The sequence below is a fragment of the Thalassotalea sp. HSM 43 genome, assembly GCF_004752005.1.
In the GTDB taxonomy this organism is placed as follows: Bacteria; Pseudomonadota; Gammaproteobacteria; order Enterobacterales; family Alteromonadaceae; genus Thalassotalea_A.
Map to the genome: position 1 here is coordinate 1,247,613 of NZ_CP038493.1, position 24,698 is coordinate 1,272,310.

Consider the following 24,698-nt stretch of genomic DNA (forward strand, 5'->3'; position numbering starts at 1 on the left):
TAGATCATGACTATTTCCAGACGTTCATTTTTAAAAGGCTTAATGATAGGTAGTACCGCATCATTAGTAGGCCCAAGCTTATTAACGGTTGCTAAAGCGGCAACAAGCCTTGAAGAGGCTGCGAAATGGAAGATTTCGGGTTCCCATTGGGGTGCGTTTCGCGCTCAAGTTATCGGTGGCAAAGTCGCAAAAATAAAACCGTTTGAGCTGGATAAATATCCGACCGATATGCTTAATGGCATAAAAGGTATTATCTACAGTCCAAGCCGCATCCGTTACCCCATGGTACGATACGACTATTATCTCAAACGTCACGAAAGTGATACCAGTCAACGTGGTGATTTCAGATTTGTACGAGTGACTTGGGATGAAGCAATTGACATGTTCTATGAAGAACTTGAACGTGTACAAACCACTTATGGACCGTCTGGGTTATACGCCGGACAAACAGGTTGGCGTCAAACCGGGCAAGTACATTCCTGCGGTAATCATATGTTTCGTGCGGTGTCTATGCACGGTAACTATGTACGTAAAGTTGGCGATTATTCAACAGGCGCAGGACAGACCATACTGCCATACGTATTAGGCTCTACCGAAGTGTATGCACAAAGCACGTCGTGGGAAAATATTCTTGATAACAGCAAAATTGTTGTTCTTTGGGCTAATGACCTGCACAAAAACCTGCAAGTTGGCTGGGCATGTGAGACCCATGAATCATACGAGTACCTTGCCAAGCTTAAAGAAAAAGTCGCCAACAAAGAGATCCGCGTGATCAGTATTGATCCGGTAAAAAGCAAAACGCAAAACTACCTCAATTGTGAGCATCAATACATTAACCCACAAACCGACGTGGCAATGATGTTAGGCATGGCACATCACCTTTATACCGAAGAGTTATACGACAAAAAATTTATTGATACGTACGCCCTTGGTTTTGATGATTTTTTACCGTATCTGACCGGTGAAAAAGACGGTCAACCTAAGACTCCAGAATGGGCGAGCGAAATTTGTGGTATCAGTGCCAAAGACTTAAAACAGTTGGCCGAAGATATGGCGTCGAATCGCACTCAATTATTATATGGTTGGTGTATTCAGCGACAACAACATGGTGAACAACCATACTGGATGGGCGCAGTACTTGCGACTATGTTAGGTTATATTGGCTTACCCGGTGGTGGTGTAAGCTATGCGCATCACTATTCTGGCGTAGGTGTGTCATCAACTGGCGCTGCTGGCCCAGGTGCTTTCCCTGGCATTCCAGACTCGCCAGATCATATCAAACACAAAAGTGATGACTTTAAAGGTGCCAGTGCGGTCATTCCCGTCGCTCGTTGGGTCGATATGATTCTTAACCCTGGTAAAACAATTGACGCTAATGGCTCAAAAGTGACCTTCCCTGATGTGCATATGGCCATATTTAGCGGCAACAATCCGTGGCATCATCATCAAGACAAAAACAAGATGAAGAAAGCCTTTAGAAAACTGCAAACAGTTGTTGCGGTTGACTTTAACTGGACCGCAACCTGTCGATTTGCTGATATCGTTCTGCCAGCATGTACTCAATATGAGCGCAATGATATCGATTTATATGGTAGCTATTCCAGTCGTGGGGTTATTGCCATGCATAAACTGGTGGACCCTTTGTACCACTCAAAAACAGACTTTGAAATATTTACCGAGCTGTGTAAACGCATGGGCACCGATAAACAGTACAGCCAAAATCGCACCGAAATGGAATGGGTTAAACACCTCTATGATGGCTGCGTAGAAGCCAACAAAGGCAAATTTGAGATGCCTAAATTCGCTGAGTTTTGGGAAAAAGGTTTTGTTGATTTTGGTAAAGGCGCATTATGGACCAAGTTTGCCGACTTCCGAAAAGATCCAGAGTTAAATTCTCTTGGTACGCCTTCAGGATTTATAGAAATATTTTCTCGTAAAATTGATCGCTTTGGCTACGATGATTGCCCTGGCCATCCAACATGGATGGAAAAAAAGGAACGTTCACACGGTGGTCCAGGGTCGACAAAATACCCATTATGGTTACAGTCCTGTCATCCGGATAAACGACTGCATTCACAAATGTGTGAATCTACCGAGTTTCGTAACACCTATGCTGTGCAAGGGCGCGAGCCAATATACATCAATCCCGACGATGCCAAAGCACGAGGCATCAAAGATGGCGATTTAGTCAGAGTATTTAATGAACGTGGCCAACTGATAGCCGGTGCCCGCGTCGATGCGAACTATGCGCCTGGGGTTACACGAATACATGAAGGTGCCTGGTATGGACCTGTCGATGAGAAGATCGGCTCAATTGATACTTATGGCGATCCAAACACCTTAACGATGGATGTTGGTACGTCAAAACTAGCCCAAGCTTGTAGCGCATTCACTTGTGTCGTTCAGGTTGAAAAATTCAAAGGTAAAGCACCGGATGTTACTGCCTTTAACCAACCAACGGAGATGAGTTGATGCAAGATAAGCAGTTAATTGAAATCAGAGCGACCATCTTTTGGTGGTTTTCTACTTTGCTCAGTAAAGAACTGAGTAAAGAACAGTTCAATGCCTATATTAATCAACAGGGGGCGACACTGCTCGATCAATTAGCGCTTGAGCCATTACTAGCCAAAAGTGTTAGTGCTATCAAGCAAAGTCTGGCCAAGTTGAATATTCATAAACACCCTTATATAGAGTGCAAGGTTGAGTTTTCTCAATTGTTTTTAATGGATAATAAAAATGGTGCACCTCCGTACGCCTCAATTTATCTATCGAATGAAGAACTGATGTTTCAGCAAGCTCATGATGAAATGGTGGCACTGCTGAAAAAGCAAGGCTTAGCAGTGATTGAAGACTTTAATGAACCCGCAGACCATATTGCCATTCAATTAGATTATTTGGGTAACTTGGTATTGTCATCACTTAATGCACCAGATCCGAAACGAGCAAGTGCTGAGCAACTTGAATTTATTCAACATAGAGTTCTTAATTGGTTACCCTTGTTGTTGGACAAGATGAGCCGCTGTGATAATTCAGGGTTTTATCAAGGCATTTGCCAATTACTCTATAAGTACTTGCTATTGGATGTGTCGCTGTTGAAAGAAGACATCAATGCGCTTTAAGACTAGGGACTAAGGACTAAGGACTAGGGACTAGGGACTAAGGACTAGGGACTAGGGACTAGGGACTAGGGACTAGGGACTAGGGACTAGGGACTAGGGACTAGGGACTAGGGACTAGGGACTAGGGACTAGGGACTAGGGACTAGGGACTAGGGACTAGGGACTAGGGACTAGGGACTAGGGACTATTATCAGTAAGGGTAAGTTAACATACATTAACAATTTGCACTCCGTCATCACGCAATGACGGTGCTATTTTTCAATATATTTTTAGATTCAGAAACGAAAAAAGCCCGTACAAATGAACGGGCTTTTCTCTTAATAGGAACCTAGCGATGACCTACTCTCACATGGGGGAAATATCACGTTGTTAGCGAAACGTGTTTCGCGTGGTATTTTCGAGAGCAACTTGTTGCTATCAGGGACTCCCCTTCGGGATCGAGTGAACGCGGGATTAGTATGCACGCTTCTTCTAAAATGGAAAAGGGTATCCATTACACTCTTATATAGGCACTTTTCTTCAGTAAATTACAGGCTACAAAAAATTGTATGGAACAATTTTCTGAGCGAAACTCCCCGAAGGGTGTTTTATAGGGATGTAAAACGTAAAAAAGGGTACCCTTGCGGATACCCTTTTTCATTTTCAATAGGAACCTAGCGATGACCTACTCTCACATGGGAACTCCCACACTACCATCGGCGCTACTTCGTTTCACTTCTGAGTTCGGCATGGGATCAGGTGGTTCCAAAGCGCTATTGTCGCTAGATAAAAACTGTTTCGTTCGAAACGCCCTGAATTATGTTCAGGGTCTCCTGAAGCTATAACTCTTCAAGTTCTAAACGCTAAGATAAATAGATTTCAAAAATCAATTTAGCTTAAAGCTTAGAGTAAAAAGCCCGTTCTAATGAACGGGCTTTTTGGTATTAGGAGCCTGGCGATGACCTACTCTCACATGGGAACTCCCACACTACCATCGGCGCTACTTCGTTTCACTTCTGAGTTCGGCATGGGATCAGGTGGTTCCAAAGCGCTATTGTCGCCAGACAAAAAACGTTAAACAATTTGAAAGTGATATTAAATTCTTACTCAATTCTTATGATGCGTGACGTGCACGGATGCACTAATGTCGAAAGTGTTCACGGATGAACGCTGTCTTTCGACGAATATGTCAAACACATACAAAACCGTTTGGGTGTTGTATGGTTAAGCCTCACGGGCAATTAGTATCAGTTAGCTCAAGGCCTCACAACCCTTACACACCTGACCTATCAACGTCGTAGTCTCCGACGACCCTTTAGGGGACTTAAAGTCCCAGTGAGAACTCATCTCAAAGCCTGCTTCCCGCTTAGATGCTTTCAGCGGTTATCAGTTCCGAACATAGCTACCGGGCAATGCCATTGGCATGACAACCCGAACACCAGAGGTTCGTCCACTCCGGTCCTCTCGTACTAGGAGCAGCCCTCTTCAATTCTCAAACGCCCACGGCAGATAGGGACCGAACTGTCTCACGACGTTCTAAACCCAGCTCGCGTACCACTTTAAATGGCGAACAGCCATACCCTTGGGACCGACTTCAGCCCCAGGATGTGATGAGCCGACATCGAGGTGCCAAACACCGCCGTCGATATGAACTCTTGGGCGGTATCAGCCTGTTATCCCCGGAGTACCTTTTATCCGTTGAGCGATGGCCCTTCCATTCAGAACCACCGGATCACTATGACCTACTTTCGTACCTGCTCGACGTGTCTGTCTCGCAGTTAAGCTGGCTTATGCCATTGCACTAACCGTATGATGTCCGACCATACTTAGCCAACCTTCGTGCTCCTCCGTTACTCTTTGGGAGGAGACCGCCCCAGTCAAACTACCCACCAGACAGTGTCCCCAAGCCCGATCAGGGCCCCAGGTTAGAACATCACGCATACAAGGGTGGTATTTCAAGATTGGCTCCACTCAAACTGGCGTCCAAGTTTCAAAGCCTCCCACCTATCCTACACATGTAGGAGCAATGTTCACTGTCAAGCTATAGTAAAGGTTCACGGGGTCTTTCCGTCTAGCCGCGGGTATACGGCATCTTAACCGCAATTTCAATTTCACTGAGTCTCGGGTGGAGACAGTGTGGCCATGATTACGCCATTCGTGCAGGTCGGAACTTACCCGACAAGGAATTTCGCTACCTTAGGACCGTTATAGTTACGGCCGCCGTTTACCGGGGCTTCGATCATGAGCTTCGCTTACGCTAACCCAATCAATTAACCTTCCGGCACCGGGCAGGCGTCACACCGTATACGTCATCTTACGATTTAGCACAGTGCTGTGTTTTTAATAAACAGTTCCAGCCACCTGGTTACTTCGACCGACCGAGGCTTAGAGAGCAAGTCTCATCACCCTAGCCGGCGTACCTTCTCCCGAAGTTACGGTACTATTTTGCCTAGTTCCTTCACCCGAGTTCTCTCAAGCGCCTTAGTATTCTCTACCTAACCACCTGTGTCGGTTTGGGGTACGGTTCCTATATATCTGATGCTTAGAAGCTTTTCCTGGAAGTATGGCATCAACAACTTCAACTCCGTAGAGTCTCGTCTCGTATCTCAGCCTTAAGAGAATCCGGATTTACCTAAATTCTCAGCCTACATACTTTCACATGGACTACCAACGCCATGCTTGCTTAGCCTGCTCCGTCCCTCCTTCGCAATATATAGAAGTACAGAAATATTAATCTGTTTCCCATCGACTACACCTTTCGGTCTCGCCTTAGGGGCCGACTTACCCTGCCCTGATTAACATGGGACAGGAAACCTTGGTCTTTCGGCGGGGGAGTTTTTCACTCCCCTTATCGTTACTCATGTCAGCATTCGCACTTCTGATACCTCCAGCATGCTTTACAACACACCTTCAACGGCTTACAGAACGCTCCCCTACCACTTGCGCTATTGCGCAAATCCGCAGCTTCGGTGCTATGTTTAGCCCCGTTACATCTTCCGCGCAGACCGACTCGACTAGTGAGCTATTACGCTTTCTTTAAAGGGTGGCTGCTTCTAAGCCAACCTCCTAGCTGTCTGGGCCTTTCCACATCGTTTCCCACTTAACATAGACTTTGGGACCTTAGCTGGCGGTCTGGGTTGTTTCCCTTTCCACTTAGGACGTTAGCACCCTAAGTGTGTCTCCCGGATAGCACTCATTGGTATTCGGAGTTTGCAAAGGGTTGGTAAGTCGGGATGACCCCCTAGCCTTAACAGTGCTCTACCCCCAATGGTGTTCGTCCGAGGCTCTACCTAAATAGATTTCGGGGAGAACCAGCTATCTCCCGGCTTGATTAGCCTTTCACTCCGACCCACAGGTCATCACCGCATTTTTCAACATACGTGTGTTCGGTCCTCCAGTTGATGTTACTCAACCTTCAACCTGCCCATGGGTAGATCGCCGGGTTTCGGGTCTATGCCCTGCAACTAAACGCGCAGTTAACACTCGCTTTCGCTACGGCTCCCCTAATCGGTTAACCTTGCTACAGAACATAAGTCGCTGACCCATTATACAAAAGGTACGCAGTCACCCCGAAGGGCTTCCACTGCTTGTACGTATGCGGTTTCAGGTTCTATTTCACTCCCCTCACAGGGGTTCTTTTCGCCTTTCCCTCACGGTACTGGTTCACTATCGGTCAGTTAGGAGTATTTAGCCTTGGAGGATGGTCCCCCCATATTCAGACAGAATTTCACGTGTTCCGTCCTACTCGATTTCACGGTAAGTTTATTTTCATGTACGGGGCTATCACCCTGTATCGCTGCCCTTTCCAGAGCATTCCACTAACTTACAAACCGCTTAAGGGCTAATTCCCGTTCGCTCGCCGCTACTAAGGAAATCTCGGTTGATTTCTTTTCCTCGGGGTACTTAGATGTTTCAGTTCTCCCGGTTCGCCTCGTTAAGCTATGTATTCACTTAACGATACCCAACTTACGTTGGGTGGGTTTCCCCATTCGGACATCCCAGCCTATAACGCCTTTTATCGGCTTAACTGGGCTTTTCGCAGATTAACACGTCCTTCATCGCCTCTAACTGCCAAGGCATCCACCACATACGCTTAGTCACTTAACCATACAACCCCAAAAAGTCTTGCTTGTCTTTTGAACCTTATACTGCCTTGTCGTCGTTAATTACTTGGTCATTGTCCGAAGATAACTCCCAGCGTAATGAACTTGACGGCGTTGTCTAACGCTCAAAATCCTGCGCAATGGCATTTTGAATAATTTGGAGACAAATCCAAATTCAAATGTATGTCTGACATTTTCACGCATTCAATAAGAATGTTGATAACTTACGTTATCAAACTCAAATGTTGCCATTTGAGCCTTGAGTAAGAACAACTAACACAACGAATAGTGTTAGTTATAATTTGAAACGCTTTAACACGTTTCGGTTGATAAACAACAAGTTGTTTATCGTGGTAACTTATTCAGCGCTTACGATTGGAGGTCGCAAGCATAAGTTACCGGGTTTAATATCAGCTTTCCAAATTGTTAAAGAATTAATCAATGCGCGCATTCGGCAAAGATTTTGGTAAAAAACCAAAGGTAAATCATCGGGAGACCCTAAACTGAATTTAGGGTATCTCATCAACAAAGATTTCATCTTTGATTTCTTTCAATAGTTATCATGTAATTTGTGTGAACACTCGACGACCTACAAGGATGTAGGAAGTGTCGAAAGATTGTAAGGAACAATCTCGACCAAGTAAGCGTTTTACTTAAGGTAAGGAGGTGATCCAACCCCAGGTTCCCCTAGGGTTACCTTGTTACGACTTCACCCCAGTCATGAATCACAAAGTGGTAACCGCTCTCCCGAAGGTTAAGCTAGCTACTTCTTTTGCAACCCACTCCCATGGTGTGACGGGCGGTGTGTACAAGGCCCGGGAACGTATTCACCGTGGCATTCTGATCCACGATTACTAGCGATTCCGACTTCACGGAGTCGAGTTGCAGACTCCGATCCGGACTACGACAAACTTTGTGGGATTCGCTCCACCTCGCGGTCTTGCTGCCCTCTGTATCTGCCATTGTAGCACGTGTGTAGCCCATCCCGTAAGGGCCATGATGACTTGACGTCGTCCCCACCTTCCTCCGGTTTATCACCGGCAGTCTCCTTAGAGTTCCCGCCCGAAGCGCTGGCAAATAAGGATAGGGGTTGCGCTCGTTGCGGGACTTAACCCAACATTTCACAACACGAGCTGACGACAGCCATGCAGCACCTGTCTCAGAGTTCCCGAAGGCACTAAACTATCTCTAGTAAATTCTCTGGATGTCAAGGGATGGTAAGGTTCTTCGCGTTGCATCGAATTAAACCACATGCTCCACCGCTTGTGCGGGCCCCCGTCAATTCATTTGAGTTTTAACCTTGCGGCCGTACTCCCCAGGCGGTCAACTTAGCGCGTTAGCTACGCTACCCACAGATCAAGTCTACAGACAGCTAGTTGACATCGTTTACGGCGTGGACTACCAGGGTATCTAATCCTGTTTGCTCCCCACGCTTTCGTGCCTCAGCGTCAGTATTTGTCCAGGTGGCCGCCTTCGCCACTGATGTTCCTTCCAATCTCTACGCATTTCACCGCTACACTGGAAATTCCACCACCCTCTACAATACTCTAGCCTGCCAGTTCGAAATGCAGTTCCAAGGTTGAGCCCTGGGCTTTCACATCTCGCTTAACAAACCGCCTACGCACGCTTTACGCCCAGTAATTCCGATTAACGCTCGCACCCTCCGTATTACCGCGGCTGCTGGCACGGAGTTAGCCGGTGCTTCTTCTGTCGCTAACGTCACAGTAAGCAGTTATTAACTACTTACCTTTCCTCACGACTGAAAGTGCTTTACAACCCGAAGGCCTTCTTCACACACGCGGCATGGCTGCATCAGGGTTTCCCCCATTGTGCAATATTCCCCACTGCTGCCTCCCGTAGGAGTCTGGGCCGTGTCTCAGTCCCAGTGTGGCTGATCATCCTCTCAAACCAGCTAGAGATCGTCGTCTTGGTAGGCCATTACCCCACCAACTAACTAATCTCACTTGGGCTAATCTAAAGGCGAAAGGTCCGAAGATCCCCTCCTTTGGTCCGTAGACATTATGCGGTATTAGCAGTCGTTTCCAACTGTTGTCCCCCACCTCAAGGCATATTCCCAAGCATTACTCACCCGTCCGCCGCTCGACGCCAGAGTAGCAAGCTACTCTTCGTTTCCGCTCGACTTGCATGTGTTAAGCCTGCCGCCAGCGTTCAATCTGAGCCATGATCAAACTCTTCAATTAAAAAAGTTGTTTGAAACAAATGTTTCGACTCAATGAATTCTGTTGCTGTTTCTCTTTCGAAAAACATTTTTGACATAAATTGTCGTTTGCATGAGAACTCATCAAGTAAAGTCTTAAAAAAGACTTAATGGTAAAACCATCTTATCTTGTGAGTGCTCACACAAATTGCATGATAACTAATTGTTAAAGAACCGATTCTTGTCGAATCGAGCCAATCAATCGCATTCGTTGTTGGCGTTGCTTTCCGTTGAAAGCGGATGCGCATTCTACGCAACTCAGTTTCGAAGTCAACAGTTAAATTTAAAAAACTTTAAATTATTTCGTTGTTGTCTGTAAGCGTTATTATATAAGGCTTGCAAACTTGAAACCGAACTTCCGTTTTAATTCGAATCAACATTGGTAGTTACCGCTGTTTCCCCGAGGAAGTGGAGCGCATTTTAGGGATTTTTGAGCTGCCGTCAACAGCAATTTTAAGAAAAGTTGAAAAAAACAGTTTGATCGCTGCTTTTTCAAACAGAAGTTACATTTAATAACCAATTTATTGACTTGTGATAACAATTCGTTTGTTTTGCGATAAATAGCAGACGTATTTCATTGCTTATTATTTGAACTTGTAGTTAGATAGAGACTCAGACATAAGTACAATAATTAAATCTGCTGGTATCCCATGAAAAATAAAACACTAAAAATATTTTGGGGCATCGCAATAGCGCTAACAGTTAATGGTGCAGTAAACGCACAAGGATCACAAAATAAGTTTCTCTCTAAACTGATGTCAAAGTCAGTCGAAAAGGAAATATCTGTCGAGAGAACAGTAAGCAGTCTATTAAAACGATACCCGGACCTTCATGAATCCATTATTGACTTGGCATTTACTCAATACCCGAGTGACTATCGTCAAGTTATAAGAGGCTCATTAAACGCAAATCCTAATTACGCGGACGAAGTCATAAGTCTGGCCATGCAACACGAAGTGGCACAGTGTAATGACATTATTAAAGCAGCGATTAAAGCTGAGCCTGGTTACGCTGATGACATCGTATTAGCAGCAAGCCGTATTCATCCCGATGATAGAGACCATATCTATATTACCGCTCTGCAAACCAAACCCGTAATGGCACCGACAATCGTGACCACAACCGTTGAAGAATATCCTGATGATTTTGATCAGTTATTGTCTATCGCCTTTACCGAATTACCCGATATGTTAGACACCCTTTTACAAAGTGTGTTCGCTAACTTTTCTGACAGCGGTGAAGAAATTGTCGAAGTGGCTTTGAAGTCTGTCGATAAACAGCACGTCAACACCATTATTGATCAAGCGGTAAAAGCCGGTGTCAATAAAGATAAGGCAATTGATATTGCGGTTAAAGCTGGATATGAGAAAGACAACCTTGTGCAGCATGCGCCATAAAACATAGCGCAGTACAACAATAAGGCGTCATTAAAAAAGGGAGCATTCGCTCCCTTTTTGTTGCTTGTATAAAAGCTATTATATAGAGCGAGTTATTAAACTCGTTCAAATACCGTGGCAATACCTTGGCCTAAACCAATACACATGGTTGCAAGACCAATATTCGCGTCTTTACTTTCCATAAGGTTTACCAATGTCGTTGATATACGTGCTCCGGAACAACCTAATGGATGACCAAGCGCTATGGCACCACCGTTAAGATTGATTTTATCATCCAATACATCAAGCATACCAAGTGACTTAATACATGATAACGCTTGTGCGGCAAACGCTTCGTTAAATTCGGCGACATCAATATCAGCGACGGTTAAACCAGCGCGTTTCAATGCTTTTTGAGTCGCAGGTACCGGACCATAGCCCATAGTCGCAGGATCGCAACCGGCAACACCCATTGAACGAATCTTCATTCGCGGAGTTAACCCTAACTCTTTTGCTTTTTGTGCTGACATAACGAGCATGGCACTGGCGCCATCAGAAATAGCCGAAGATGTACCAGCGGTCACTGTACCGTTTGCCGGATCAAATACTGGACGTAAACCTTGCAGGCTTTCGACAGTACATTCTGGGCGAATCACTTCATCTTCGCTAATGAGTTTTAAGGCACCGGTTTGATCATGGCCTTCAACGCCAACGATCTCATTGTCCCATCGACCTTCTTGCTGCGCCGCAAACGCACGTTGATGCGAACGAGCACCAAACTCATCTTGCATTTCACGACTGATACCATGTTGTTTACCTAACAGCTCGGCGGTTAAACCCATGTTACCTGCCGCTTTGGCCATGTATTTTGCCATCGCAGGAGCGAAGTCAACATCGTACATCATTGGCACGTGCCCCATATGTTCTACGCCACCAATTAAGAATACATCCCCTTGACCGGCAATAATGCTGGTGCTGGCTTGATGCAGTGCTTCCATTGATGACCCACATAAACGGTTGACAGTAACACCGGCAATTGACTTTGGCATACCCGCCATCAATGAGGCATTACGGGCAATATTAAACCCTTGCTCTTTGGTTTGTTTAACACAACCCCAAATAACGTCTTCAATATCGGCAGGATCCAACGATGGATTGCGTTGTAAGATTTGACGCATTAGCGATGCAGATAATTCTTCTGCACGCACATTTCTGAATATACCACCTTTGGAACGGCCCATAGGTGAACGTATACAATCGACAATTACTACTTCATTCATTCTATTATCCGCCCTTATTTGTTGGTTTTAACATCGGTGTTGAAATATGACTTCTTGCTTGCAGCCATATCACGCAGGCCATCAGTAACCTGATAAATTTCACCAAGATGCGCGTACTTGTCTGCCATAGCGATAAAGTTATCCAAACCAAGCGTTTCAAGGTATCGAATTGGACCACCTCTAAATGGAGGGAAACCTAAACCATAGATCAGGCCCATATCAGCTTCGGCTGCGGTATCAACAACGCCTTCTTCTAGACATCGAATGGTTTCGTTAACCATAGGGATCATTAAACGGGCAATGATTTCATCACTGCTAAAGTCCGCCGTTGGCTGACACATATCCGCTAGAATACCGACCGATGTTTCACTTGCCACTTTAACCGGACGACCACGCTTATCTTTCGAGTAGTCATAAAAACCAGTGCCATTCTTCTGGCCAAGTTTGTCACTGTTATATAGTGCTTGGATAGGATCCTTGGCTAATTTCGCCATACGTGTAGGGAAACCCGCCGCCATCACGTCAGTACAATGATCCGCAGTATCTAAACCAACGACATCGAGTAAGTACGCTGGGCCCATAGGCCAACCAAATTGCTTCTCCATCACCTTATCAACGGCGCTGAAATCGGCACCTTCTAATAACAGGTGACTAAAGCCAGCAAAGTAAGGGAATAATACGCGGTTAATATAGAAACCAGGACAATCATTTACGACAATTGGCGACTTACCCATTTTAGCGGCGTAAGCGACAACGGCTGCGACGGTTTCATCAGACGTATCTTTACCGCGGATAACTTCAACCAACGGCATTTTATGAACCGGATTAAAGAAGTGCATGCCACAAAAACGCTCTGGTTTTGCCACACTTTCAGCTAATAGGTCGATAGAGATGGTCGAGGTATTCGAAGTGATAATGGCATCATCACTGACCACGGCTTCCACTTCTTTTAGAACTGCAGACTTAACCTTAGGGTTTTCGACCACGGCTTCAACCACAATGTCGGTGTCTTTGACACTGTCATAGCTTAACGTCGGTGTAATATTATTTAATACGCCTGCCATTTTCTTGGCATTCATACGGCCTTTATCAACCAGCTTGGTTAAAATGCCAGACGCTGTAGTAAGGCCTAAGTCTAAGGCATCATTATTGATGTCTTTCATAACTATCGGTGTGCCTTTGTAAGCGGATTGATATGCGATACCACCACCCATAATACCGGCACCAAGTACCGTTGCACGGTTTACTTTTTTGCTGGCTAGCTTAGCTGCTTTCTTGGCTTTACCTTTGACAACTTGATCGGCTAAGAACAAACCTACTTGAGCTGTACAAGCGTCCGTTTTAGCAACTTTACCAAATGCGTCATTTTCTAACAGCATGGCTTCGGTTCGATCTAACTTAACCGACTTTTCCATAAGTTTAACCACAGCCATAGGCGCTGGGTAATGTTTGCCCGCCTTAGCTGCAACCATGGCTTTTGCCGTAGAGAAGCTCATCAAATGTTCGGTCTCAGACAAGGTCACCGGATCTAGCTTGATTTGTTTACGAGCACGCCAATCAAGGTCACCTTTAATTGCATCTTTTACCATAGAGAGCGCCGCGTCGCGCAAGTGCTCCGGCGCAACAACCGCATCGACAGCATGAAACGCCAATGCTTTATCGGCCTTATACGGCTTACCTGTGGTCATCCACTCAAGAGCATTATCAACACCAATAATGCGCGGTAATCTCACGGTTCCACCAAAGCCAGGCATTAGTCCCAACTTTACTTCTGGCAAACCAATGCTCGCACTGGTGTCGGCAACACGATAATCACACACTAACGCGGTTTCACAACCACCACCTAAGGCAAAACCATTAATTGCGGCAACGCTAGGGATTTGCAAATCTTCAAACGCGTCAAAGATGTCACTGCTTGACTTAAAAACGCCAGCAATTTTTTCATCTGGGGTTTTGAATAATTCGGTAAATTCGGTAATGTCCGCACCTACTATAAAGGTGGACTTAGCTGATGTGACAATAACGCCTTGTGCGTCTTGATTTGCTGCGATGGCGGCAATAGCTTCTTTGTATTCTTGCAGGGTTGCTAGGTTAAGCGCATTAACTGAACCTTTCGCGTCAAAACATAACTCAACGATATTATCATCGAGCAGTTTGGCAGTGAGGCGTTCGCCTTGATAAATCATGCCTATCTCCTTTCCAGTTAAGGATTATCGTTATATTGCAAAGATTAAATAATCATTTGGGTTGACTGAGTGTGCCTTGTCTTAGCTGGCAAATCAATATATTTTTAAACAAGCGTTTTAATTTAGCGTTTTAATTTTGCAAATGTCAATTTTCGTATAATTTGAGGGTACTAAATAAAGGTAGTGTATTTGGCAAAAATCAGTAGCAAACAGGCATAAAAAAAGCCCGCAATAGCGAGCTTTTTTTCAATAATCTATACGAATTTAGAAAGCAGGTTTTTCTTCTGCGTCGTCGTAACGCTTAACACTGTCAGTAATTTCGTCTTTCGCGGCTTGTGCATCGGCCCAGCCTTCGATCTTAACCCATTTGTTTGGCTCTAGATCTTTGTAGTGCTCAAAGAAGTGAGAAATTTGGTTAAGTAGAAGCTCTGGCATTTCAGTCGCTTCATTGATACCACGGTAAATAGTAGAAAGCTTGTCTACAGGAACCGCTAGTACTTTGGCATCTTCGCCTGACTCATCGGTCATTTTAAGTACGCCGATTGGACGACAAGTGATTACCGCACCAGGCATTAATGGGAATGGCGTTGGAACTAAAACGTCTACCGGGTCACCGTCTTCAGATAAGGTGTGTGGTACATAACCATAGTTAGTAGGGTAATGCATACACGTTGACATGAAACGATCAACGAAGATAGCGCCTGAATCTTTGTCTACTTCGTATTTTACCGGATCAGCGTGAGCTGGAATTTCGATGATTACGTTAATTTCATCTGGCAGGTTTTTACCCGCAGGTACAGTGTTTAAGCTCATGGTTTTTCCCATTAAAACATAACTAAATAATTTAAGGCCGCTATTATAACCAGTTAATTTTTAAAAACATCTGTTTTGGCCTAAAAATAGCCAAAAACAATGAAACTTTAGTCAAAATATTGGGCTTTTTCCCGAAATAATGCCAACAAATTGGTTATTTTTTGACAAGTTTTACTACACATTTGCAATCTATAAAGCTAAGGTAAGATTAACGCGTTAATAATTAACGATATTTTAACGGAAACAATATTCACCTCTTTGTTAAGTTGTCTGGGCGGTGGTATCCCAATGAGGCTTTTTATAAAGCCATCGAAACCTATTTTGCGGTTGGGTTTTGCCTGATAACAACAATAATGGGGACATTATGGATAACATGCTATTACTGCCTCCGGTACTAGGTATTGCCGGTTTAATTTTTGCGTTCATCCTCTATAACATCATTAAATCCTACGATGCAGGCAGTGAAGCCCTGCAAAAAATCGCCGATCAAATACATCTTGGTGCCATGGTCTTTATGCATCGAGAATACAAAATGCTTGCCATCTTTGCAGGCATATTATTGGTGCTTTTATTTTTCTTTGTTGATCCAAATACTGCCTTGGCGTTTTTAGTCGGTGCTGTATCGTCAGCTCTGGCTGGCTATATTGGTATGTTCACCGCAACCAAAGCCAATGTGCGAACAACCAATGCCGCTCACGAAAAAGGCTCAGCGCCGGCATTAACGGTGGCGTTTTTTGGTGGCTCGGTCATGGGGCTTTGTGTCGCCTCTCTCGGTTTGATTGGTCTGGGTACTTTATATTGGTACTTTGGTGGCGATCCAACCACGGCACATTATATTCATGGCTTTGGCATGGGCGCGTCCTGTGTCGCTCTATTTTCTCGTGTTGGTGGCGGTATCTTTACTAAAAGTGCCGATGTCGGTGCAGATTTAGTTGGTAAAATAGAAGCCGGCATTCCAGAAGATGATCCTCGTAACCCTGGTGTTATCGCCGATAACGTTGGCGACAACGTTGGTGATGTTGCCGGTATGGGCTCGGATATATTTGAGTCTTACTGTGGCTCTATGATCGCATCAATCGCCATCGCATCAACCATGGCGGTTGATAACTTAGGCGATCGCGGCGCGCTAATGGCACTGCCTCTGGTCTTAGCATCTGTTGGCCTTATCTGTTCAATTATCGGTATTTTATTAGTGAAGGCGATGTCTGCCAGCAAGGCCGAAGTGGCATTGCGTGCCGGCACGATGATTTCCGCGGTTCTGTTTATTATCGTCGCTTACTTTACTGTACAATTTTTAGGTATTAGCGCATATGTTTGGGGCGCGGTGTTAACCGGTGCTATTGGCGGTATCATTATTGGTTTAGTAACCGAATACTATACCTCTAGTACCCCTGTTGAGAAAATCGCTAAATCCGGTGAAACTGGTCCGGCAACGGTGATGATCACCGGTCTTTCAGTTGGTATGGAATCCGTGGTTATTCCGGTGTTAACACTAAGCGCAATTATCTACGCCTCGACCGCAATGGCCGGATTGTATGGTGTAGGTATCGCCGCGGTTGGCATGTTAGCGACCGTTGGCATCACCATGGCGATTGACGCATACGGCCCTGTTGCCGACAACGCAGGTGGTATTGCGGAAATGGCAGGGCTTGGCGAAGAAACCCGTAATATTACCGACTCTTTGGATGAATTAGGTAATACCACAGCGGCTATTGGTAAAGGTTTTGCTATTGGTGCAGCGGCGTTAGCGGCGCTAGCAATCATTGCAGCTTATGTCGAAACTATGACGGTGAAAATCCCCGACTTTTCATTACACCTTGGCGATCCTGAAGTGTTAATGGGACTGTTTATTGGTGGTATGGTACCGTTTTTAATTGCCTCAATTACCATGACCGCCGTTGGCGATGCCGCGTTTGAAATGATTCACGAAATACGTCGTCAATTTAAAGAAATTGACGGTTTACTGGAAGGTAAAGCGGATCCTGACACTGCAAAATGTGTTGATATCGCGACCACGGCAGCGTTGAAAAAAATGATCTTGCCGGGGGTTATTGCCGTCAGTGTCCCTGTCGTCGTTGGCTTTGGTATTAGCCCGCAAGCGCTTGGTGGCATGCTAGGTGGTGCGTTATTAGGATGTGTACTTATGGCGCTGATGATGGCTAACGCTGGTGGCGCATGGGATAACGCTAAAAAGTTTGTTGAAAAAGGCAACTACGGCGGTAAAGGCAGTGACGTTCATGCGGCTGCCGTTGTCGGTGATACCGTTGGCGACCCGTTTAAAGACACCTCGGGTCCATCAATGAACATCTTAATAAATGTTATGGCGATTGTGTCGCTAGTTATCGCGCCGGTTTTATAACGCGCTGATCTATAAAGCGTAACTGGTAAATACACCAATCAAAAAGCCCGACATCCGTCGGGCTTTTTTTATTCTACCTCTGTCAGGTTCGCTTAGATGCCATCACCATCGGTATGTAGACCACACTCGCGTTGTTGACCATTAAAACGGGTATCCGACTCTTGCATACCTAAAGTAAGTGGTTTGCTCGAATGAACATCTCCCACCGATACATAGCCTTGCTCCCACAACGGATGATAAGGCAGATTATGGGTCTGCAGATATTGATGAATATCCTTGTTACTCCACTCAATGATCGGATGCATTTTAAAACGACCTCTGATCACCTGCAAAATAGGTAAATTTTGACGATGTTGGGTTTGACTGTGTCGTACACCAGAGAACCAGGTATTTACCCCCAATTCGTCAAGGCCACGCTCTAACGGTGCAACCTTGTTGGCTAAGTTGTACTGCTTAAGCTGTTCTTCACCACTTTGCCATTGTTCGCCATACCGAGCGCGTTGCCATGCTGGGGTTAGTTCCGAGCGAAAGACCTTAAGATTTAAGTTCAACTTGTCGGTCATTTCATCAATAAAGCGATATGTTTCTGGAAACAAATAGCCAGTATCGGTTAGCACCACAGGAATATCCGCTTTTATTTGCGTCATCATATGCAGCATTACCGCTGACTGAATACCAAAACTCGACGTTAGTGCGAATTCTCCAGGCAAATGTTCCATCGCCCACAGTACACGTTCAGTTGCCGAAAGCGAGGCCAACTGTTGATTCCAGCTATCCAGTAAACTGTCTGGTAAAGATGCTGGAAAACGATTATTTACAGCGAGATTTGTCATCTTCTTTGCATATCCTTACTTATGGAAATCTCTAGCACTGACGATGACTTCATCGACAATACCGTGACGAATCACAAAATCACCAAAACATTCATGCTCGTTACGCTGCTCTACCCAAATAGCAATTAAGCTATCTAAATGCTCGAGTACTTGCGCCGAACTGATATTGTCTTGGTAAAGTTTTGGAATACGGGTACCCGCCAAATTGCCGCCCAAATACATATTGTATTTGTCTGGACCACGACCGACTAAGCCCACTTCAGCTAGCATTGCTCGGCCACAGCCATTCGGACAACCGGTGACGCGAAATATAATATGCTCATCGGCAATACCGTGTTTTGCCAGCAAACCTTCAAGGTCGGTGACAAAGCCAGGTAAAAAACGCTCCGCTTCAGCCATTGCCAATGGACAAGTCGGGAAAGACACACACGCCATGGACTGCTTACGTTGCGAAGAGTGGCTGCTATCTAGCAAGCCATGCGCTATGGCGATTTGCTCTATCGCGGCAATATCTTGCTCTGCAACACCGGCGACGATCAGGTTTTGATTAGCGGTCATGCGAAAGCTGCCTTTATGGATCTCAGCTAACTTACGTGCACCGGTTTTAAGCTTCGCTTGCTCGGTATCAAGAATACGTCCATTTTCGATAAACAGGGTCAGGTGATGTTTACCATCGACGCCTTCCACCCAACCAAAGCGGTCACCGCGAGAGGTAAACTCAAACGGTTTTGACGGTGCAAAATTCACCTTTGCTCGTTTTTCAACTTCTTGCTTAAAAGTATCAATACCAACTCGGTCTAAAGTGTATTTAGTTTTGGCGTTTTTACGATTGACACGATTGCCCCAATCACGCTGCACGCCAACCACGGCTTCAGCAATGGCTAAGGTATCCGCCAAGGCAACAAAACCAAAATCATCGGCACGGCGAGGATAAGTAGCATCATCACCAAAGGTCATCGCCAGACCACCACCGACCAAGACATTAAAGCCGATCAATTGTTCACCATCAGCGATGGCAACAAAATTAAGATCATTGGCGTGAACATCAACGTCATTTTGCGGTGGAATCACCACGGTGGTTTTAAACTTACGCGGCAAATAGTTTTTGCCAAGAATCGGTTCAACCGTGTCGGTCTGCTCAACTTTCTCGCCATCTAACCAAATCTCTGCATAGGCATTGGTTTTAGGCAATAGATGTTCACTGATTTTCGCCGCCCACTCATAAGCTGTCTGGTGCAGTTTTGACTGTTCCGGATTCGAGGTACACAACACATTACGGTTTACATCACCGGCAGTGGCAATAGAATCAATGCCAATTGCATTCAAAGTTTGATGCATCAATTTGATATTGGGCTTTAACACACCATGAAATTGAAACGTTTGACGGGTTGTTAAGCGAATGCTGCCGTACATCGTATGATCCGCAGCGAACTTATCGATAGCTAACCATTGCTCTGGCGTAATAACACCACCTGGCATACGTGCACGCAACATAACATTGTGCAATGGCTCTAGCTTCTGCTTGCTGCGCTCTTGACGAATATCACGATCATCTTGTTGATACATGCCATGAAAACGAATTAACTGAAAATTATCCGCCGTAAAACCACCGGTGATCTCATCGTTAAGATCATCGGCGATGGTGCCACGCAGATAATTGCTGTCACCTTTTATTCGTTCGTTATCAGCCAGTTTGCCAGTAACAATGAGGTTATCGGCTTGGTTTGCTGGTTTCGCAGTCATTTAATATACGTCCTTCTGATAGCGCTTATCTATTCGCAACTGTTTTAAATATTGTTCAGCATCTTCTAAGCTCATTTGCCCTTGTTCACTGACAATCTCTACTAAGGTGTTATGCACATCTTTCGCCATGCGCTGCATATCACCACAGATATACAAGTGCGCACCTTGTTGCAACCACTGATAAACCTGCTCAGCCTGTTTTTGCAATTTGTGTTGTACATAGACTTTTTGCTGCTGATCGCGAGAAAAGGCGACATCCAACTTCGACAATAACGACGACTTCAAATAAGCCTGCCATTCTGTTTGATATAAAAAGTCTTGAGTAAAGGTTTGGTCACCAAAGAATAACCAGTTATTACCGCCAGCTTGGCGTGCATCACGCTCTTGCAAGAAGGCTCTAAACGGCGCAATACCGGTACCGGGACCTATCATGATCACCGCCGTATCGTCATTCTCTGGTAAACGGAAGTTATTGTTGTGCTCGATAAACACGTCAACTTCATCGTCGGCTTGTAAACGCTCAATCAAAAAGCCAGATGCAGCACCAACTCGACGTTGCTGCTCATCTTGCTGATAATCAAGCAACCCGACGGTTAAGTGCACTTCGTCTTCGACCTCTTGTTGACTCGAGGCAATGGAATACAAACGTGGCGCAAGGGATGCGAGCAAATCAACCAATCCCTGAGCGTCAATATTTACCGGGAATTGACGACTCATATCGATAAGTTGCGTAGACGACAAATACTGGCGACATTGCTCACCATCGGCGAGTAAGCTATTCAAGTCAGCGTTGTCGGCAAGGTCTGCCCATTTTTGCAGCACCGCTTTGTTTAATGCGGTCACTTCTTTTTTACGCAATAAAGCGTGTTGCAGCGTCATCTGTTGTTCGGCAAGGGTTACCTTGCTGTCGGCGTTCAAACCAAGTTGTGCAATCAGGCTGTCGACCAAGGCATTGTCATTGACCGGCCATACCCCTAACGCATCGCCAGGTTGGTATTGCAGGTCAGAGCCTTGCAAATCAATTTCAATATGATGCACTACCTTGTTTGAATCACGTCCGGTGATTTTTTGATTTTCAATAATGCTCGCGGTAAACGGATTTTGCTTGTTATAAACACTAGCGGCTGGGCTCTGCGCAAACGGCAAGGTGACCACGTCTGCACCTGTGTTTGAGTTTTGCTGTTCAGCCTTAAACTGCTCTGCCAGCTTATCGACCACCTTGTCGCGCCAAGTGTCAGCGTCAGGCTGATAATCGACATCGCAATCGACACGTTCGAATAATGGCTTACCACCTAATGCCGCGAGTCGTTGGTCAAAATCTTTACCTGTTTGACAAAAGTACTCGTAACTTGAGTCACCTAAAGCCAACACAGCGTATTGCAGGTCGTTTAATTTCGGAGCACGTTTAGAGGCTAAGAACTCGTGCAGGGCCATCGCATCATCTGGTGGCTCGCCTTCACCATTGGTACTGGCAACAATAATGACGTGACGTTCTGTCTTAAGGTTTTTAACCTTATAGTCAGCCATGTTGTATAAGTTGACCGCTAGACCCGATTGTTCAGCCGCGGCTTTCACTTGTTCGGCGACGCCTTTGGCATTGCCGGTTTGAGAACCATATAAAATGGTCAGTACAGGTGCAGGATTTAATTGCGCAGAGGGTGCTGCTTGCGGCGAGGTTTCGCTTTTGGCCGCAAGATAGCCACTCGCCCAAGCGAGTTGCAGTGGTGTATATTGACCGATCACCTGTTGCAGCTGCTCCAATTGGGCACTGCTAAGGCTGGCGCCGCTTTCATTAGCGGCGTTATTGGCTTTAACCAACATGGTGTTTGCTCACAAATTACAGTTAATTAACATGAGCAAAGAATAATCAGCTTTGGTTAAAACATAAAAGAATGGATAACGATTTTTTATTCCAAAATCGAATACTACACTGATAGATCGAAAGGGTTTATCTTATACCCTATTACATACAATCTATTTTCATCGCTGAAAAACATAAAAAAACCTGAATTATCAATGTCTAATTCAGGTTTTTAGTAATCGTTATTAATCATTAACGCTATTTAGAAGTGTACTTCGACACCTGCAAATGCACCGTCAAAGTCCAGATCAGAATATATTCCTTCTAAATCTTCTAACTCAACTTGAGCCCAACGATAACCAAGTTGAATATCGACATCGACAATCATGTTGTCGATAAGCGCGTAAGAAATACCGGCTTGATAGTCCGCTGCAGTGTGATCGTCAAGCGCTAAAATATTACCTTCAGCGAATACACCTAAACCAGTTAGTGGCAATTCGACTTCTGCAGACAAGTACAACATAGGAATGATTTCATCAACGTTATCAACGTCTAGGCCAGAACGATCAAGGGTGATAAATTCACCTTCAAAGTCTTTACCAGTCAAACCAAAATCGAACGAAAACAGGCCGTTGTCAAACAGTTCATAATACAAGGTATAGTCGGTATAAGATAAGTCTAATTCACTGCTGCCTTGCAATGAATCAGCGGCAGGGTTTATTTCAACACCGGTGGTCATCAGCTCAGAATGAGCGATTTTGATATTTGGAATAAATGGTAGTGGATGTTCAAATTCAATATAAAAACGATTTTGCGTATCATCGTCGAAATTAAATTCTTGCTGAACTTTACTATCATCGTAGCTGCCTTCAGCAGCCATATCCCAAACTTGAGCACCAATGTAAACGCCAATGGCATCGGCATTGGCGTTTGGGCTGGTTAACATCATTAGCGAACTAATTAACGCAGCGCTTTTTTTCATTTTGTTTTTATCCTTGACTTAACAGCTCTCGCAAGTCAATCAATGCCGCATTGGCGCGGGAAATATAGTTCGCCATTACCAACGAATGGTTGGCAACGAAACCAAAACCACTACCATTGAGAATCATTGGACTCCAGACGGTTTGTTGAGTTGCTTCAAGCTCTCTTATTATTTGGCTTACACTTACGGCAGCATTTTTATTTTCTAACACGTCGGCAAAATCAACTTCAATGGCTTGGAGCATATGCAATAGCGCCCAACAAGCACCCCGTGATTCATAAAAGACATCATCGATTTTCCACCAACTGGTCTTTACTATAACAGCAGACGCGGTAAATGTGGACTGCTGCGCAACTTTATCACCGGCTAAATCCGTATTTAATTGGTTACGTCCAACACTGGCACTTAATCGTTGCGAGTAGCTACCTAATCGCTTTTCAACTTCGCGAATATAATCGCGTAAATTATCAGCACGCGCATAAAACTGTGCGTCCTGAACCAAAGGATCCGCTAGGTCTTTACGGTAAGAATATAAATCTTGAATGGCAGACTCATACTCGCCTTCCGCTGATGGAATAGCCCAATTGGTATGATCGATATTGAATTTTGGTTGCGCACGTTTTAGAAACTTGTTTTCTAACGATTGTGATTGCGAGCGAGAAAACGATTGGCGCATAATCAGTGATATATCACGTACCATTTCCAAAGCGCCAAATTCCCAGGCTGGGATGTTATCCAACATCACAGATGGTGGCGTAATGTCATTCGCAAGATAACCACCTGGTTTGTTCAAAATGGTCTCAGCAATTTTTATGATCGCCGTTGTCGTGGTATAACCGACCACAGGCTTTACATTGTCAACTTTTGCATCTGCAATCGCGGCTTCACGTATATCAAAAGTCTCTGGCTCAAAACTCCAGAATACTCCCAACAAATAAAATAGAAAAACCACGACAGATGCAGTGATCGAGGCCGACTTGGCGGAAATATTTAGCGCCATAACGAATCCTTATTGTTCATTTACGGGTTAGATTTTTTAGATAAACCAACTACGGGTACTTTAATAGTAGCAGTTGATCCATCATCAAAGTATAAGCTCAGTTCGATTTCTTTTCCGGCTTTAAGTGCTTGTTTTGGTTTAAAGATCATCAAATGATAGCCGTGAGGCTGTAAGGCAACATAATCCCCTGCTTCGATGGTAATGGCATCGACTTGCTGCATTTTCATCATTTGATCGACAAAGGTGTGTTCATGTAATTCAATGCGATCACTTATCGGTGAGGTGACAGATAACAGTTTTAGCGATTTGTCAGAGTGATTATTGATGACCATATATGCTGAGTTAACTTTGCTGCCAGGAATGGTTTCCTTGGCGTAAGGTTGCTCAATAATCAGATGGTGTGCAGCGATGTCAAAAGTGAAAAGAGCGAATGCTAAGCTAAGTATTTTTTTCATTCTATATCAATATATTGCAATAACTTAGGTTAATCATCGCTCATTTTTATCGGGTCGACAATGGGCAAATACCTTACACCACATATTTATCTACACCGGTTACGTTTGCTGTCCTGCCACATTGCGCTCGCGGGTTAACAAATGAATCGCTAAGGCGACCAGAAGTACAGGCCAAAACAGGCCTATGCCGAGCGCCGCAAGTGCGACAAATAAAGACAACAGCACAAAAATAACAAAACCGAAAACGCTGACCAGAATCGCGGCTGTCACAATGGCAACAATAACCGCTATTAGAGCCGCAACACTGACCGCGGTCCAGGATTCTATTTGCTGTTGTTCTACATACAAACTGACATTAAACAATTCAATTAGTGAAACACCTAATGCCCAAGTGATTACTAGGGTGGCAACAATGGCCAATAATAACGCTTTTAAGAAACTCATGTTCTTG

The 24,698-nt window shown here is 44.8% G+C and carries 14 protein-coding genes and 4 rRNA genes; 4 read left to right on the forward strand and 14 right to left on the reverse strand.

What is annotated here, in order from left to right; translation table 11 throughout:
• Window positions 1-6 precede the first annotated feature (6 nt).
• Together torA and torD are read left to right on the forward strand one after the other, a co-directional pair.
• Entirely contained in the window at window positions 7-2,472 is a 2,466-nt protein-coding gene (gene torA, locus E2K93_RS05210) for a trimethylamine-N-oxide reductase TorA (protein ID WP_135438081.1), read from the forward strand.
• Window positions 2,472-3,119, forward strand: coding sequence for a molecular chaperone TorD (gene torD / locus E2K93_RS05215; protein ID WP_135438082.1), 648 nt, complete (start codon window positions 2,472-2,474; stop codon window positions 3,117-3,119). Before torA ends, torD begins: the two co-directional genes overlap by 1 nt.
• 651 nt (window positions 3,120-3,770) lie before the next feature.
• On the opposite strand, the gene rrf (E2K93_RS05220) is transcribed toward torD, so the two are convergent.
• The 4 genes from rrf (E2K93_RS05220) to E2K93_RS05235 form a co-directional block, all read right to left on the reverse strand.
• A 5S ribosomal RNA gene (rrf, locus tag E2K93_RS05220) occupies window positions 3,771-3,885 on the reverse strand.
• Between the two features lie 163 nt (window positions 3,886-4,048).
• Window positions 4,049-4,163, reverse strand: a 5S ribosomal RNA gene (rrf, locus tag E2K93_RS05225).
• 155 nt (window positions 4,164-4,318) lie between these two features.
• A 23S ribosomal RNA gene (locus E2K93_RS05230) occupies window positions 4,319-7,205 on the reverse strand.
• Window positions 7,206-7,860: 655 nt separating this feature from the next.
• Window positions 7,861-9,402 (reverse strand): 16S ribosomal RNA (locus E2K93_RS05235).
• Together the 16S, 23S and 5S rRNA genes form the textbook arrangement of a ribosomal RNA operon.
• 667 nt (window positions 9,403-10,069) lie before the next feature.
• Between E2K93_RS05235 and E2K93_RS05240 the strand changes: the two genes are divergently transcribed.
• Entirely contained in the window at window positions 10,070-10,816 is a 747-nt protein-coding gene (locus E2K93_RS05240; protein WP_135438083.1) for a hypothetical protein, read from the forward strand.
• 95 nt (window positions 10,817-10,911) lie between these two features.
• Here E2K93_RS05240 and fadA read toward each other — a convergent pair whose 3' ends face one another.
• The 3 genes from fadA to ppa form a co-directional block, all read right to left on the reverse strand.
• The gene (gene fadA / locus E2K93_RS05245) at window positions 10,912-12,075 is read right to left on the reverse strand and encodes an acetyl-CoA C-acyltransferase FadA (RefSeq protein WP_135438084.1); all 1,164 of its coding nucleotides are present in this window, start codon (window positions 12,073-12,075) and stop codon (window positions 10,912-10,914) included.
• 14 nt (window positions 12,076-12,089) lie between these two features.
• Window positions 12,090-14,261 carry a fatty acid oxidation complex subunit alpha FadB gene (fadB, locus tag E2K93_RS05250; protein WP_135438085.1) on the reverse strand — a complete coding sequence of 724 codons (2,172 nt, stop codon included), beginning with the start codon at window positions 14,259-14,261 and terminating at the stop codon, window positions 12,090-12,092.
• Between the two features lie 264 nt (window positions 14,262-14,525).
• The gene (ppa, locus tag E2K93_RS05255; RefSeq protein WP_135438086.1) at window positions 14,526-15,074 is read right to left on the reverse strand and encodes an inorganic diphosphatase; all 549 of its coding nucleotides are present in this window, start codon (window positions 15,072-15,074) and stop codon (window positions 14,526-14,528) included.
• Window positions 15,075-15,438: 364 nt separating this feature from the next.
• Here ppa and E2K93_RS05260 point away from each other — a divergent pair, with 364 nt between their 5' ends.
• On the forward strand, window positions 15,439-17,433 hold the full coding sequence (locus E2K93_RS05260) for a sodium-translocating pyrophosphatase (RefSeq protein WP_135438087.1): 1,995 nt from the start codon (window positions 15,439-15,441) through the stop codon (window positions 17,431-17,433).
• A 92-nt stretch (window positions 17,434-17,525) separates the two neighbouring features.
• On the opposite strand, the gene E2K93_RS05265 is transcribed toward E2K93_RS05260, so the two are convergent.
• From E2K93_RS05265 to E2K93_RS05295, 7 genes are all read right to left on the reverse strand, one after another.
• Window positions 17,526-18,266 carry a phosphoadenylyl-sulfate reductase gene (locus E2K93_RS05265; RefSeq protein WP_135438088.1) on the reverse strand — a complete coding sequence of 247 codons (741 nt, stop codon included), beginning with the start codon at window positions 18,264-18,266 and terminating at the stop codon, window positions 17,526-17,528.
• A gap of 15 nt (window positions 18,267-18,281) precedes the next feature.
• On the reverse strand, window positions 18,282-20,009 hold the full coding sequence (gene cysI, locus E2K93_RS05270) for an assimilatory sulfite reductase (NADPH) hemoprotein subunit (protein ID WP_135438089.1): 1,728 nt from the start codon (window positions 20,007-20,009) through the stop codon (window positions 18,282-18,284).
• Window positions 20,010-21,830 (reverse strand): assimilatory sulfite reductase (NADPH) flavoprotein subunit, encoded by a 1,821-nt coding sequence (locus tag E2K93_RS05275; RefSeq protein ID WP_135438090.1) that lies wholly within the window; start codon window positions 21,828-21,830, stop codon window positions 20,010-20,012. It lies immediately after the preceding gene.
• Window positions 21,831-22,072: 242 nt separating this feature from the next.
• Window positions 22,073-22,792: a TIGR04219 family outer membrane beta-barrel protein gene (locus E2K93_RS05280; RefSeq protein WP_135438091.1), complete on the reverse strand. Its 720-nt coding sequence runs from the start codon at window positions 22,790-22,792 to the stop codon at window positions 22,073-22,075.
• Between the two features lie 7 nt (window positions 22,793-22,799).
• Entirely contained in the window at window positions 22,800-23,792 is a 993-nt protein-coding gene (locus E2K93_RS05285; protein ID WP_135438092.1) for a DUF2333 family protein, read from the reverse strand.
• A 20-nt stretch (window positions 23,793-23,812) separates the two neighbouring features.
• A complete protein-coding gene (locus E2K93_RS05290) occupies window positions 23,813-24,247 on the reverse strand; it encodes a copper chaperone PCu(A)C (protein WP_135438093.1) in 435 nt (144 codons plus the stop codon).
• Window positions 24,248-24,346: 99 nt separating this feature from the next.
• The gene (locus E2K93_RS05295) at window positions 24,347-24,691 is read right to left on the reverse strand and encodes a hypothetical protein (protein WP_135438094.1); all 345 of its coding nucleotides are present in this window, start codon (window positions 24,689-24,691) and stop codon (window positions 24,347-24,349) included.
• Window positions 24,692-24,698: the final 7 nt, after the last annotated feature.

Excerpts from the sequence above, each read along its gene's own strand:
- ppa (WP_135438086.1), bottom strand. The coding sequence starts at position 15,074 with ATGAGCTTAAACACTGTACCTGCGGGTAAAAACCTGCCAGATGAAATT.
- E2K93_RS05290 (WP_135438093.1), bottom strand. The coding sequence starts at position 24,247 with ATGAAAAAAATACTTAGCTTAGCATTCGCTCTTTTCACTTTTGACATC.
- E2K93_RS05275 (WP_135438090.1), bottom strand. The coding sequence starts at position 21,830 with ATGTTGGTTAAAGCCAATAACGCCGCTAATGAAAGCGGCGCCAGCCTT.
- fadB (WP_135438085.1), bottom strand. The coding sequence starts at position 14,261 with ATGATTTATCAAGGCGAACGCCTCACTGCCAAACTGCTCGATGATAAT.
- fadA (WP_135438084.1), bottom strand. The coding sequence starts at position 12,075 with ATGAATGAAGTAGTAATTGTCGATTGTATACGTTCACCTATGGGCCGT.
- E2K93_RS05285 (WP_135438092.1), bottom strand. The coding sequence starts at position 23,792 with ATGGCGCTAAATATTTCCGCCAAGTCGGCCTCGATCACTGCATCTGTC.
- E2K93_RS05240 (WP_135438083.1), top strand. The coding sequence starts at position 10,070 with ATGAAAAATAAAACACTAAAAATATTTTGGGGCATCGCAATAGCGCTA.
- E2K93_RS05280 (WP_135438091.1), bottom strand. The coding sequence starts at position 22,792 with ATGAAAAAAAGCGCTGCGTTAATTAGTTCGCTAATGATGTTAACCAGC.
- E2K93_RS05260 (WP_135438087.1), top strand. The coding sequence starts at position 15,439 with ATGGATAACATGCTATTACTGCCTCCGGTACTAGGTATTGCCGGTTTA.
- E2K93_RS05295 (WP_135438094.1), bottom strand. The coding sequence starts at position 24,691 with ATGAGTTTCTTAAAAGCGTTATTATTGGCCATTGTTGCCACCCTAGTA.
- cysI (WP_135438089.1), bottom strand. The coding sequence starts at position 20,009 with ATGACTGCGAAACCAGCAAACCAAGCCGATAACCTCATTGTTACTGGC.
- torA (WP_135438081.1), top strand. The coding sequence starts at position 7 with ATGACTATTTCCAGACGTTCATTTTTAAAAGGCTTAATGATAGGTAGT.
- torD (WP_135438082.1), top strand. The coding sequence starts at position 2,472 with ATGCAAGATAAGCAGTTAATTGAAATCAGAGCGACCATCTTTTGGTGG.
- E2K93_RS05265 (WP_135438088.1), bottom strand. The coding sequence starts at position 18,266 with ATGACAAATCTCGCTGTAAATAATCGTTTTCCAGCATCTTTACCAGAC.